We start from the raw sequence: 11,798 nt of genomic DNA, 5'->3' as shown, positions 1-11,798 counted from the left end.
GGCGGGCATGATCGAGACATGATCATCGCCTTCTCCGTCACACCGCTCGGGACCGGCGTCGACGTCGGGCGCGCGGTCGCCGAAGCGGTCCGCGTGGTGCGCGCCAGCGGACTGCCCAACCACACCGATGCCATGTTCACCACCGTCGAGGGCGAGTGGGACGAGGTGATGGCCGTGGTGAAACATGCGACCGATGCCATCCTCGCGGTAGCCCCACGGTGCAGTCTGGTGCTGAAGGCCGATATCCGGCCCGGCGTGACCGATGCGATCACCGCCAAGGTGGAGAAGGTCGAGCGATACCTGGCCGAGGGCTGACGGCGGTTTCGCCCGGCCCGCCGTCCTGGCGCTGGGAACTATCGATGTCGCGGCCGAAACGACGCCGAATCGCGCGCCGCCGCGCGGTCTCGCGGGTGCGCAGATTACCCTCTATCGGGTGGCGATATCCAAGGTCGAGCGGCTGATGAATCTGGTCATCGCGCTGCTGTCGACCCGGCAGTTCCTGACCGCTGAGCGGATCCGGGACAGTGTGGCCGGTTACGAGGACTCCGCCAGTGACGAAGCGTTCAGCCGGATGTTCGAGCGGGACAAGAACGAACTGCGCGATCTGGGCATCCCGTTGGAAGTCGGCCCGGTGAGCCGGTACTCGACGATCGAGGGCTACCGGATCAACCGCGACGCCTACGAGCTGCCCGACATCGACCTGACCGACCAGGAGGCCGCCGCGGTCGCGGTGGCCGTGCAGATGTGGGAATCGCCCGAGCTGGCCGCCGCCGCGGAGGGCGCGCTGCTCAAGCTGCGCGCCGCGGGCATTCACGTGGAGACCGACGTCGCGGTGGCCTCGGTGCCCGCCGTCCCCGCTCGCACCCGAGGCTCGGAACCGGTGCTCGGGAAGCTTTTGGCCGCGATCGATGCCGGTCAGGCGGTGCGGTTCGAGCACCGCGGCGCGATCAACGCCCCCTTTCTGATGCGCGATGTGGAGCCGTGGGGTGTCGTCACCCATCGCGGCCGCTGGTACTTGGTCGGGCACGATCGCGACCGGGACGCGGTGCGCAGCTTCCGGCTGTCGCGCATCGGCGACGAGGTGACCGCGTACGGCGCGCGCAATGTGGTCCGCAAGCCCGCGGGCGTGGATCTGCGTGCCATCGTCGACCAGGTCACCAGCACCTCGCCGGTCAGCGGCTCGGCCACGGTATGGGTCGCCGAGGGCCGGGGACGTGAGCTGCGCAGGATCGGGCAGGTCGTCGGCGAGCGCACCGTGGGCGGCCGCGCGGGTTCGGTGGTGGAGCTGCCGGTGCGATCGCGCGACTGGCTGGCCCGGCTCATCACCGGCCTCGGCCCGGACGCGGTGGTGCTGGCTCCCGAGTCGCTCCGCGCCGATGTCATCGCGCGGTTGCGTTCGGTGTTCGACCGGACGGAGGTGCGGGCATGAGCTCGCGGCTCTCGGTGCGGCTTTCCCGGCTGCTGAACATGATCCCGTACTTCATCGCGCACCCCGGCATCAGCGCCGCCGAGGCCGCCGCCGACTTGGGCGTCACCACCAAGCAATTGATGAGCGACCTCAATCAGCTCTGGATGTGCGGCCTACCCGGGTACGGTCCGGGCGACCTGATCGACCTGTCGTTCTCCGAGGAGAGCATCGAGGTCACCTTCTCCGCAGGGATCGACCGGCCGTTGCGGCTGACCTCCACCGAAGCGACCGCGCTGCTGGTCGCGCTGCGCTCGATCGTCGACATGCCCGGCATGGTGGACCCCACCGCGGCGCACGCGGCCATCGCCAAGATCGAATCGGCGATCGCGGGTGGCGCGTCCACCGACGCCGACGGGCGATTCCCGGCGCCGCCGCAGGAGGCGCCCACGGTGGCGGCCGTGCGCTCGGCGCTGGCGCTCGGCCGGGCGCTGCGGCTGGTGTACTACTCCGCCAGCCGCGACGTGGTGTCCGAACGCATCGTCGACCCGATTCGCATTGTTCTCGTGGACGACAACAGCTATCTGCAAGCCTGGTGCAGGCAGGCCGAGGGAGTGCGGCTGTTCCGCTTCGACCGGATCGAGGCCGCGACCGAGTTGGACGAACTCGCCCGGCCGCCGAAGCATGCCACCGAGGCGACGGCGGGCTTGGACCTGTTCCAGGACGATCCGGCGGTTCCCTTGGCGCGTCTCCGAATCCACGCCGACTACGCCTGGGTTCTCGATCAGTACCCGATGCACCGGCTGGCGGTGCATCCCGACGGCAGCTTGGAGGCGACCATGCGGTTCGCCACGCTGGACTGGATGGCCCGCCTGCTGCTCGGTTTCGGGGCGGGCGTCACCGTCCTCGGGCCACCGGAGCTGGTCGCGGCGGTGCGCGAGCGGTCCAACGCCGCGCTGGCCGCCTACGAGGAAGCCGGATTCCTGGGGGCGCGATGAGAGACGACGAGGCCCTACCGGCATGAACAGTCGTGTGCTGGTGGTAGGCGCGGGCAGCATCGGTAACTTCGTCGGCGGCAAACTCGGCGTGGCGGGCGCGGAGGTCACCCTGGTCGGCCGCCGACGGGTGCTCGACGAACTCGGCGCCTCCGGGCTCCGGCTCACCGACCTCGACGGCGGTGACGAGGCGTTACCCGCGGACCGATTCCACCGCGCCACCGAACCGGATGACGTCGGATCGGCCGATTTGGTGCTGGTCACGGTGAAATCGGCGGCGACAGCGGCGGCGGTGCGCGATCTCGCGGGCAAGATCAGGCCGGGCACCGTGGTGCTCAGCCTGCAGAACGGTATCGGCAACGACTCGGTGATCCGCGAGATCCTGCCGCATTGCGTGGTGCTGGCAGGCATGGTGATGTTCAATGTCGTACACCATCCGGGCGGCCGTTTCCATCGCGGCACCGAGGGCGGGCTCGCGGTGCAGGACGACCCGGCGCTGGCGCCGTACCTGGAGGTGTTCGAGCGGGCGGGACTCGGCTTGCGGCGGTATCCCGACCTGCGCCCGGTGCAGTGGGCGAAGCTCCTGCTCAACCTCAACAACCCGATCAACGCGCTGTCGGGGCGCCCGCTGCGGGAGGAGCTCGCCGAGCGGGACTACCGTCGCTGTCTCGCGCTGACCCAGCGCGAAGCGCTCGCGACGATGAAGAGGGCGCGAATTCGCCCCGCCCGGCTGACTCCGCTGCCGCCCCGGGTGATGGCCATGCTGCTGACCGTCCCCGACGGCCTGTTCCAGCGGGTGGCCGGACAGGTGCTGGCCATCGATCCGATGGCGCGTTCGTCCATGGCGGACGACCTGGAACTGGGCCGTAAGACCGAAATCTCCTGGTTGTGCGGAGAAATCGTGGGACTGGGCGCGATGGTCGGGATGCCGACACCGGTGAATCAGCGGTTGATCGAATTGATCGTCGCCGCCGAGCAGGGCGGCAGGCGCGCGTGGACCGGCCGGGAATTGCTCGGCCAGTTGCGGGAGGCCGCGGCCCCCGTGCCCGGACGCGGGGCGAACGAGCAGTGACGGCAGCGTTCGCGCACGTCACGGTCCGGTAGCATCGAGGCATCACAGTCTTGGGAGGTAGATCATGGGCAGTCTGAGCATCTGGCACTGGCTGATCATTGCGGTGGTTTTCGTGATGTTCTTCGGCGCGAAGCGGATGCCCGACGCGGCCCGCAGCCTGGGCCGGTCGTTGCGCATCTTCAAGAGCGAGGTCAGTCAGATGCAGCACGAGAGCAACGCGTCCGACGGCGGCGCGCCGGCTCAGCAGCCCGCACCGCAGCTGCCTGCCGCGCAGCAGTCGCCGCAGGCCACCGAGCCCCGTACCGAGCCGAAGTCGGTCTGAGCGGATCCGCTCGCGCCGGAGTGAGGAACAGCTCACTCCGGACTCAGTGCTGTTGCCGAGCTGAGCGAGGCACGTGACCCCAGGGGCGATCACCAACCATGCGAATCCCGTTCGATCCGCGGCGTAGCAAGCGCAGGACGAATCCCGACGGCACGATGTCGTTGGTCGAGCATCTGCAGGAGCTGCGGTACCGGTTGCTGGTGTCGATCGCGGCGGTGATCGCGACGACGGTGCTGGGATTCCTGTGGTACGGCCACGGGTTCCTGGGGGTCGAGAGCCTGGGTGAGATCCTGCGCGGGCCGTACTGTTCGCTGCCCGCCTCGGCACGAGCGACGTTGAGCCAGGACGGGGCGTGCCGTCTGCTGGCCACCGCGCCGTTCGAGCAGTTCACGTTGCGATTGAAGGTCGGCATGACCGCGGGCGTCGTGCTGGCGGCGCCGATCTGGCTGTACCAGCTGTGGGCGTTCATCACCCCGGGGCTGTATGCCAAGGAACGCAAGTACGCGATCGGGTTCGTTTCCTCGGGCACGGTGTTGTTCGCCGCGGGGGCGGTGCTGGCCTATGTGGTGATCGCGCACGCGTTGAGCTTCCTGCTGACCATCGGTGACAACGTGCAGATCACGGCGCTGAGCGGGTCGCAGTATTTCAGTTTCATCCTGCAATTGCTGATCATCTTCGGGGTCAGTTTCGAGACGCCGTTGCTGATCGTCGGGTTGAACCTCGTGGGAGTGCTGACCTATCAGCGGCTCAAGGCGTGGCGTCGCGGGATCACCTTCGGTTTGTTCGTGTTCGCGGCGATCGTGACGCCGCAGGATCCCTTCTCGATGCTGGCGCTGGCGTTGGCGCTGACGGTGTTGTTCGAAGTGGCGATCCAGTTCTCCCGGATCAACGACCGCCGCCGGGCGCGCAAGGAGCGCGAGGGCCTCGGTGCGTTGTCCGACGAGGAGGCCTCCGATCTGGGCTCCCCGGAGCCGATCGATCCGGCCGAGTCGCTCACCACCCCCGCGGAGAAATCCACACGACCGGTGTCGGACTACTCCGATACGCTCTGACGAGTGACAGATGACCGGTCGCAGACGGGCGAGTTGGCCGTATTTTCCGCGGAACTGAAGTTCCGGCTGGATCCCTTTCAGCGTGCTGCCTGTGCGGCGCTCGAGGAAGGCCACAGCGTCTTGGTCTGCGCGCCGACGGGCGCGGGCAAGACGGTCGTGGGCGAGTTCGCCGTTCACCTGGCGCTGGCGGCCGGTGGGAAGTGCTTCTACACCACGCCCATCAAGGCGCTGTCGAACCAGAAGTTCGCCGACCTCACCGAGCGCTACGGCCGTGACAGCGTCGGACTGCTCACCGGCGACCAATCGATCAACCCGGGCGCTCCGGTGGTCGTGATGACCACCGAGGTGCTGCGCAACATGCTCTACGCCTCCTCGGACGCGCTGCGCGGACTGTCCTACGTCGTGATGGACGAGGTGCACTACCTCGCCGACCGGTTCCGCGGCGCCGTGTGGGAAGAGGTCATCCTGCACCTGCCTCCGGACGTGCGGCTGGTCAGCCTTTCGGCCACGGTGAGCAATGCCGAGGAGTTCGGTGCCTGGATGGAAACCGTGCGCGGCGACACCGCGGTGGTGGTCGACGAGACCAGGCCCGTGCCGCTGTGGCAGCACGTCATGGTGGGGCGGCGGATGTTCGACCTGTTCGACACCAAATCCACCGAACAGAAGGTGCTCGTCGACGAGGACCTGGTGCGGTTCATCCGCCACCGCGAGACCGCCGACCGGATGAACAGCTGGGGCCCCCAGCGCAACGGCCGCGGCGGCCCGCGCCGGGATTTCCGTCCGCTGCCGCGGCCGGAGGTGCTCGCCAAACTGGACGAAGAGGGCCTGCTGCCCGCGATCACGTTCATCTTCAGCCGTGCGGGTTGCGACGGCGCGCTCGCGCAGTGCCTGCGTTCACGGCTCGACCTGAGCCGTCCGGAGGAGCGCGACGAGGTCGACGCGATCATCGACAAGCACACCGGTGATCTGCCCAAGACCGATCTCGAGGTGCTCGGTTACTGGGAGTGGCGCGAGGCGCTGCACCGCGGCCTGGCCGCGCACCACGCCGGGATGCTGCCCGCGTTCCGGCACACCGTCGAGGAACTGTTCGTCAAGGGGCTGGTGCGTGCCGTCTTCGCCACCGAAACGCTGGCCCTCGGCATCAACATGCCCGCGCGCACCGTCGTGCTGGAGCGGCTGGTCAAGTTCAACGGCGAATCGCACGCCGAACTCACGCCCGGCGAGTACACCCAGCTGACCGGGCGCGCGGGGCGGCGCGGCATCGATGTCGAAGGCCACGCGGTGGTGCTGTGGCAGCCCGAGGTGGACACCAGCGCGGTCGCCGGTCTCGCCTCGACGCGCACCTACCCCCTGCGCAGTTCGTTCCGGCCGGGCTACAACATGTCGATCAACCTCATCGACCGGATGGGTGCCGACGAATCGCGCACCCTGCTGGAGCGGTCGTTCGCCCAGTTCCAGGCGGACCGGTCGGTGGTCGGGCTGGTGCGCGGCATCGAGCGCAACGAGGCGGCGCTGCGCAAGCTGCGCGACCAGATCGGCGGCGCGGAAGGCGGGTTCCTGGAGTACCTGTCGCTGCGCGACCGGATCAAGCAGCGCGAGCGGCAGCTGACCCAGCAGAGCCGCGCCGACCGGCGAGGCGCCGCGGTGGACGCGCTCGGCGCGCTGCGGCGTGGCGACGTGGTGGCGATTCCCTCCGGCCGCCGCGCCGGGCTCGCGGTGATCCTCGAGCCGGACGCGACCCCGGGCGATCCGCGGCCGCTGGTGCTCACCGAGGACAAGTGGGCCGGCCGGGTGTCGGTCGCCGACTTCCCGGTGCCCGCCGAGGCGCTCGGGCACATGCGGCTGCCGCGCCGGGTGGATCACCGGACCGCGCGCATCCGCCGCGATCTGGCCTCCGCGCTGCGCAGCACGGGGATCTCGGTGCCGGGCAGGCCGCGGCGCGGCAGGCAGTCCGCCGCTGCCGACGACCGGGAACTGGCTACGCTGCGCCGCAGCCTGCGCGCGCATCCGGCCCACTCGCGGCCCGACCGCGAGCAACTGGCCCGGGTGGGTGAGCGCTACAACCGGCTGCTGCGCGAGACGGAGGCGATGCGCCAGAAGGTTGCCGCGACCACCAATTCGCTGGCGCGCACCTTCGATCGCATCCTCGGCCTGCTGGAGGAACGCGGATTCGTGCAGGAGAGCGAGGTGACTCCGGACGGACGCAGGCTGGCTCGCCTCTACGCCGAAAGCGACCTGCTGGTCGCCGAATGCCTCAGGAAGGGGTTGTGGCGCGGCCTCGGTCCGGCCGAACTTGCCGGCGTGGTGTCGGTCCTGGTGTACGAATCCCGCCAGGAGGGTGGCTATCTCGGCGCGAGCGGTCCGACGGCGCCGATCCGGCGGGCGGTCGGCGCCACTATCGGGGTGTGGTCCGAGCTGCGATCCGACGAAGCACGGCACAAATTGCCCCCGACCAGGGAGCCCGATCTGGGTTTCGTCGACGGCGTCTACAAATGGGCGCGGGGCGATGGATTGGCCGAGTCGTTGCTCGCCAGCGGTGACCAGGGCGCCCCGCTGTCGGCCGGTGATTTCGTGCGCTGGTGCAGGCAGGTGATCGATCTGCTCGACCAGATCCACGGCACCGCCGACGATCCCGAGGTCGCGGCCACCGCGGCCAAGGCGGTGCGGGCGATCCGCCGGGGCGTCGTGGCGGTGGACGCCGCCTGAGCGGCGTGAGCGCCGGGCGCGCGGCGGCGGCAATAACAACACGGCGGATTCGATTGTGATTTGATTTCTTTCGCGTACCGACCGTGGCGGAATAGTCGTGTCATGCGACGAGGCCCACGCGGGGGGCTACCGTGTGTACAACGATGCGAGTGGAGGCAAGCAGATGAGCGGCCCGTACGGACCGAACGACCCCGGGGAGGGACGCAACGATCCCACCCAGCAGTGGAGTGGACAGCAGGCGCCGGGCGGAGCCGGTCCCACGCAGCAATGGGGTGGTCAGCCGCAGACCCCGGCCTCCGCCCAGCCGACCCAGCACTGGGGTGAGCAGCAGCAACCGCAGCAGCAGTGGGGTCAGCCGCAGCAGCAACAGTGGGGCCAGCAGCCGCAGCAGCCGCAGTGGGGTCAGCAGCCCGCGCAGGGCCAGCCGCAATGGGGCCAGCCGCAGCAGGACTGGGGCCAGCAGGGGCAGCAGCCGCAGTGGGGGCAAGCGCAGCAGCCCCAGCCGCAGTGGGGCGCTCCCGGCCAGCAGCCGCCGCAGCAGGGCGGCAAGGGTAAAGGCCTGATCATCGGTCTGTCGCTGCTCGGCGTCGCGGTGGTCGGCGCGATCGTCGCACTCGTGCTCGTGCTGACCGCCAAGGACCAACTGGACCAGGCCGCGGTGCAGGACGGCGTGAAGAAGGTGCTGTCGGACTCCTACGGCATCCAGGACATCAGCGACGTCTCCTGCCCGTCCGGACAGGAAGTCAAGGTCGACGCCACCTTCGAATGCAGCGTGAAGGTCAGCGGCGAGGCCAAGAAGGTGAACATCAAGATCACCAAGGACGACGGCACCTATGAGGTCGGTCGCCCCAGCTAGGGTGCCGGTTTTTCCAGCGCTTGCGGCGCTGGGTGTTCGTCGGCCCCTTGGTGGCTCGCGTCCGAACGACCGCCGCTTGCTCCTTCTTCGGGTACGCGGCGGCCACTCGGATGCGAGCCGGGCTGTATTGGTTTTTCCAGCGCTTGTGACACTGGGTGTTCGCGGCCCCTTCATGGCTCGTATCCGAGCGACCGCCGCTTGCTCCTTCGTCGCCTACGCGGCGGCCACTCGGATGCGAGCCGGGCTGTACTGGTTTTTCCAGCGCCTGCGGCACTGGGTGTTCGCGGCCCCCTCATGGCTCGCATCCGAGCGACCGCCGCTTGCTCCTTCGTCGCCTACGCGGCGGCCACTCGGATGCGAGCCGGGCTGTATTGGTTTTTCCAGCGCCTGCGGCACTGGGTGTTCGCGGCCCCTTCATGGCTCGTATCCGAGCGACCGCCGCTTGCTCCTTCGTCGCCTACGCGGCGGCCACTCGGATGCGAGCCGGGCCGCGAACCGCGCATGCTCGGTCTCGCTTCGCTCGAAACCTGTAGTTGAGCCGGTGTGATTGCGCCGGGGTCGTCGTCCCTCCAGCCGTGAGCCGGGCCGCGAACAGCGCCTGCTCAGAGCTTCGCTCGGTCGGGCCGGAGTTGTCGTGCGTGATGCGGCGGGGCTTCCGCGTCTCCCGGATTCAGCCGAGGCGGGCCGCGAGGGCGGTGATCAACCGCGTCACCGGGCTCTCGGCGTTGTAGGCGGTGGCCAGAGCGCGCAGACGGTCCGGGTCGGCGGGTTCGGTGGGGAGAGCATCACTGCGCGAGAGGGTGACCTCGGCGTCGCAGACCACTCGCACCACCGGCGCGGCGGCCTTCAGGTAGTCCTCGGCGGCGCGCAGCCGGGCGCGCACACTTTGGGACAGCTCGGCATCCGGGTCCTCGACGGCCGCGACCAGTGCTTCCAGGGAACCGTAACGGGAGATCAGCGTGGAGGCGGATTTCTCGCCGATGCCCGCCACCCCCGGCAGGCCGTCGGAGGCGTCGCCGCGCAGCGTGGCCATGTCGGCATAGGCCGGGCCCGCGTTTCGCAGCGGTACGCCGTACTTCGCCGATACCTCGGCCGGGCCGAAGAGTTCCGCCTTGGCCAGCCCCCGTCCGGCGTAGAGCACCCGCACCTGGGGCGTCGGCTCGTCTCGTACCAGTTGCAACAGGTCGCGGTCACCGCTGACCACGATCACCTCGTCGGTGCGCTCCCGGGTGGCCAAAGTGCCCAGCACGTCGTCGGCCTCCAGGCCCTCCGCGCCGCCGGTCGCGATGCCCGCCGCGGCGAGCACCTCCAGGATCATGTCCACCTGCGGGGTGAGCGTATCCGGAACGGTTTCGGCGCCGGGTGCGGCGTCCGGTGAGGTATCCAACCGGTGTGCCTTGTAGGACGGCACCAGCTCGACCCGGTACGCCGGGCGCCAGTCCAGATCCAGGCACACCACCAGCCTGCTCGGTGCGAACTTGGTGATCAGCGACGCCACCATGTCGGTGAAACCGCGCAACGCGTTCACCGACCGCCCGTCGGGCGCGGTGATCTTGTCGGGGATGGCGTGGAACGCGCGGAACCACAGACTGGCGCCGTCCAACAGCAACAGGGGCCCACCGGCAGCAGAGGTCACGGGCCGAGGCTACTCGCCTGCACCGACAGCGCCCTGGCGAAGTTCGGCGTTCCTCCCACGCGCCCGGCAGGTAACGTCGGACGAATGAGCTCGCATACGGAATCGAGGTTCGCGGCGGACGTCTACGGTGCCCGGCTGGAGCGGGCAGTGGAGCTGATGCGGGCCGCCCATCTCGACGCTTTGCTGGTCACCCCCGGGCCGGACCTGCGCTACCTGATCGGCTCGGCGGCCGAGTCGTTCGAGCGGCTGACCTGCCTGGTGATCCCGGCGGACGGGGCCACGCCGTCGGTCGTGATCCCGAAACTGGAGCTGGCGTCGCTGGAGGGCTCCGCGGCGGGTGAACTGGGCCTGCAAGTGCTGGACTGGGTCGACGGCACGAACCCGTACGGCCTGGTGAAGTCCGCGCTGCACGTGGGCTCCCGGGTGGCCGTGGCCGATGTGATGCCCGCGCTGCATCTGCTGCCGCTGGCCGAGTCGTTCACCGGTCTGCCGGTATCGGCCACCCCCGTGCTGCGCGAACTGCGCATGATCAAGGACCCGGCCGAGGTGGACGCCCTGCGCCGGGCGGGCGCCGCGATCGACCGGGTGCACGCTCGGATGGGGGAGCTCTTGCAGGTGGGGCGGACCGAGGCAGAGGTCGGCCGCGATATCGAAGTCGCGATCCTCGCCGAGGGACATACCGAGGCGGCGTTCGTCATCGTCGGCAGCGGTCCGCACGGCGCGGACCCCCATCACGGCGTGTCCGAACGCCGGATCGAGGCCGGGGACGTGGTGGTCGTCGACATCGGCGGCCCGGTCGAGCCCGGCTACTACTCCGACTCCACCCGTACCTACGTCCTGGGCGAACCCGACCCGGAGGTGGCCGCCCGGTACGCCGAACTGGAAAGCGCCCAGGCGGCGGCGGTGGCGGCCGTCCGTCCCGGCGTCACCGCGGCCGCGGTGGACGCCGCGGCGCGAAACCCGTTGACCGCAGCCGGTTTCGGGCCCGCTTTCGTGCACCGCACCGGCCACGGCATCGGCCTGTCGGTGCACGAGGAGCCCTACATCGTCGCGGGCAACGACCTCGTCCTGCGGCCCGGCATGGCATTCAGCGTCGAGCCCGGCATCTACTTCCGCGGCGAGTGGGGCGCGCGCATCGAGGACATCGTGGTGGTCACCGACGAGGGCGGCGAATCCCTGAACAAGCGGCCGCACGGCCTCACGGTCCTGTGATCGACGGCTGAAGGCCGGCCGTCGCGGCGAAGGTGCTAGGCGCCCGCGCCGTTCCCGTCGGTAGCCGGTGCGACGAGCGTGCTGCTGGACAGGACGCGCCGGACCTGGATGGCGATCACCACACGCGTCGGGTTCTCCCGCGGCACGCGATAGCGGCCCGCGTACCGCTCGACCGCCTCGGCGACGTCGTCCGGGGCGTCGAGCACGGTGGCCGGGCCCTCCAAGGTGATCCACCGGATCCCGTCGACCTGACTGACCGCCGCGTATCCGGAGCGGCGCACGTTGCGCACCTTCACCGACCCGTCGTTGGTGATCACGCGCGCGATCCCGGCGTCCTGGTCCCAGGTGAACCCCACCGCCACCACGTGGGGCGTTCCGTCCGCCCGCAATGTCGTCAGCGTGGCGAGATGCCGTTCGGCGACGAACTCGAGGGCGGCGGGCGACAACTCAGCAGTACTCGTCGGCATCCCCCGACCGTAGCCGTCGGCACGCGTCGGCGCCGCACCAGCCCGGTCCGCGACAGGTGAGCGATGACGGGCCGC

Annotated in this window: 11 protein-coding genes; 9 read left to right on the top strand and 2 right to left on the bottom strand. The window is 69.7% G+C overall.

Features of this window, described 5'->3' with window-relative positions:
* Window positions 1-18: 18 nt before the first annotated feature.
* From ON29_RS16225 to ON29_RS16190, 8 genes are all read left to right on the top strand, one after another.
* The gene (locus ON29_RS16225) at window positions 19-315 is read left to right on the top strand and encodes a thiamine-binding protein (protein WP_040867177.1); all 297 of its coding nucleotides are present in this window, start codon (window positions 19-21) and stop codon (window positions 313-315) included.
* A gap of 118 nt (window positions 316-433) precedes the next feature.
* Window positions 434-1,429 (top strand): helix-turn-helix transcriptional regulator, encoded by a 996-nt coding sequence (locus ON29_RS16220; protein WP_085994892.1) that lies wholly within the window; start codon window positions 434-436, stop codon window positions 1,427-1,429.
* A complete protein-coding gene (locus ON29_RS16215; RefSeq protein WP_040867175.1) occupies window positions 1,426-2,403 on the top strand; it encodes a helix-turn-helix transcriptional regulator in 978 nt (325 codons plus the stop codon). Before ON29_RS16220 ends, ON29_RS16215 begins: the two co-directional genes overlap by 4 nt.
* A 22-nt stretch (window positions 2,404-2,425) precedes the next feature.
* A complete protein-coding gene (locus ON29_RS16210; RefSeq protein WP_040867173.1) occupies window positions 2,426-3,472 on the top strand; it encodes a 2-dehydropantoate 2-reductase in 1,047 nt (348 codons plus the stop codon).
* Window positions 3,473-3,536: 64 nt separating this feature from the next.
* A complete protein-coding gene (gene tatA, locus ON29_RS16205) occupies window positions 3,537-3,794 on the top strand; it encodes a Sec-independent protein translocase subunit TatA (RefSeq protein WP_040867171.1) in 258 nt (85 codons plus the stop codon).
* A 98-nt stretch (window positions 3,795-3,892) separates the two neighbouring features.
* Window positions 3,893-4,846 (top strand): twin-arginine translocase subunit TatC, encoded by a 954-nt coding sequence (gene tatC / locus ON29_RS16200; RefSeq protein ID WP_040867169.1) that lies wholly within the window; start codon window positions 3,893-3,895, stop codon window positions 4,844-4,846.
* A gap of 3 nt (window positions 4,847-4,849) precedes the next feature.
* Complete coding sequence (locus tag ON29_RS16195; protein WP_040867167.1) at window positions 4,850-7,552, top strand: DEAD/DEAH box helicase; 2,703 nt, start codon at window positions 4,850-4,852, stop codon at window positions 7,550-7,552.
* A gap of 163 nt (window positions 7,553-7,715) precedes the next feature.
* On the top strand, window positions 7,716-8,408 hold the full coding sequence (locus ON29_RS16190) for a DUF4333 domain-containing protein (protein ID WP_040867164.1): 693 nt from the start codon (window positions 7,716-7,718) through the stop codon (window positions 8,406-8,408).
* 670 nt (window positions 8,409-9,078) lie between these two features.
* On the opposite strand, the gene ON29_RS16185 is transcribed toward ON29_RS16190, so the two are convergent.
* Complete coding sequence (locus tag ON29_RS16185; RefSeq protein ID WP_040867162.1) at window positions 9,079-10,044, bottom strand: 5'-3' exonuclease; 966 nt, start codon at window positions 10,042-10,044, stop codon at window positions 9,079-9,081.
* Window positions 10,045-10,128: 84 nt separating this feature from the next.
* On the opposite strand from ON29_RS16185, the gene ON29_RS16180 reads away from it, so the two are divergent.
* Window positions 10,129-11,256, top strand: a complete 1,128-nt coding sequence (locus ON29_RS16180) for a M24 family metallopeptidase (RefSeq protein WP_040867160.1) — start codon at window positions 10,129-10,131, stop codon at window positions 11,254-11,256.
* A gap of 35 nt (window positions 11,257-11,291) precedes the next feature.
* On the opposite strand, the gene ON29_RS16175 is transcribed toward ON29_RS16180, so the two are convergent.
* Window positions 11,292-11,723: a PPOX class F420-dependent oxidoreductase gene (locus ON29_RS16175; protein ID WP_040867158.1), complete on the bottom strand. Its 432-nt coding sequence runs from the start codon at window positions 11,721-11,723 to the stop codon at window positions 11,292-11,294.
* Window positions 11,724-11,798: the final 75 nt, after the last annotated feature.

The organism is Nocardia exalbida NBRC 100660 (assembly GCF_000308575.1).
Lineage (GTDB): Bacteria > Actinomycetota > Actinomycetes > Mycobacteriales > Mycobacteriaceae > Nocardia > Nocardia exalbida.
Note: the sequence above shows the minus strand (reverse complement) of the source record. Positions and strands in the feature narration are given on the sequence as shown.

Excerpts from the sequence above, each read along its gene's own strand:
- ON29_RS16190 (WP_040867164.1), top strand. The coding sequence starts at position 7,716 with ATGAGCGGCCCGTACGGACCGAACGACCCCGGGGAGGGACGCAACGAT.
- ON29_RS16225 (WP_040867177.1), top strand. The coding sequence starts at position 19 with ATGATCATCGCCTTCTCCGTCACACCGCTCGGGACCGGCGTCGACGTC.
- tatA (WP_040867171.1), top strand. The coding sequence starts at position 3,537 with ATGGGCAGTCTGAGCATCTGGCACTGGCTGATCATTGCGGTGGTTTTC.
- ON29_RS16175 (WP_040867158.1), bottom strand. The coding sequence starts at position 11,723 with ATGCCGACGAGTACTGCTGAGTTGTCGCCCGCCGCCCTCGAGTTCGTC.
- ON29_RS16210 (WP_040867173.1), top strand. The coding sequence starts at position 2,426 with ATGAACAGTCGTGTGCTGGTGGTAGGCGCGGGCAGCATCGGTAACTTC.
- tatC (WP_040867169.1), top strand. The coding sequence starts at position 3,893 with ATGCGAATCCCGTTCGATCCGCGGCGTAGCAAGCGCAGGACGAATCCC.
- ON29_RS16215 (WP_040867175.1), top strand. The coding sequence starts at position 1,426 with ATGAGCTCGCGGCTCTCGGTGCGGCTTTCCCGGCTGCTGAACATGATC.
- ON29_RS16180 (WP_040867160.1), top strand. The coding sequence starts at position 10,129 with ATGAGCTCGCATACGGAATCGAGGTTCGCGGCGGACGTCTACGGTGCC.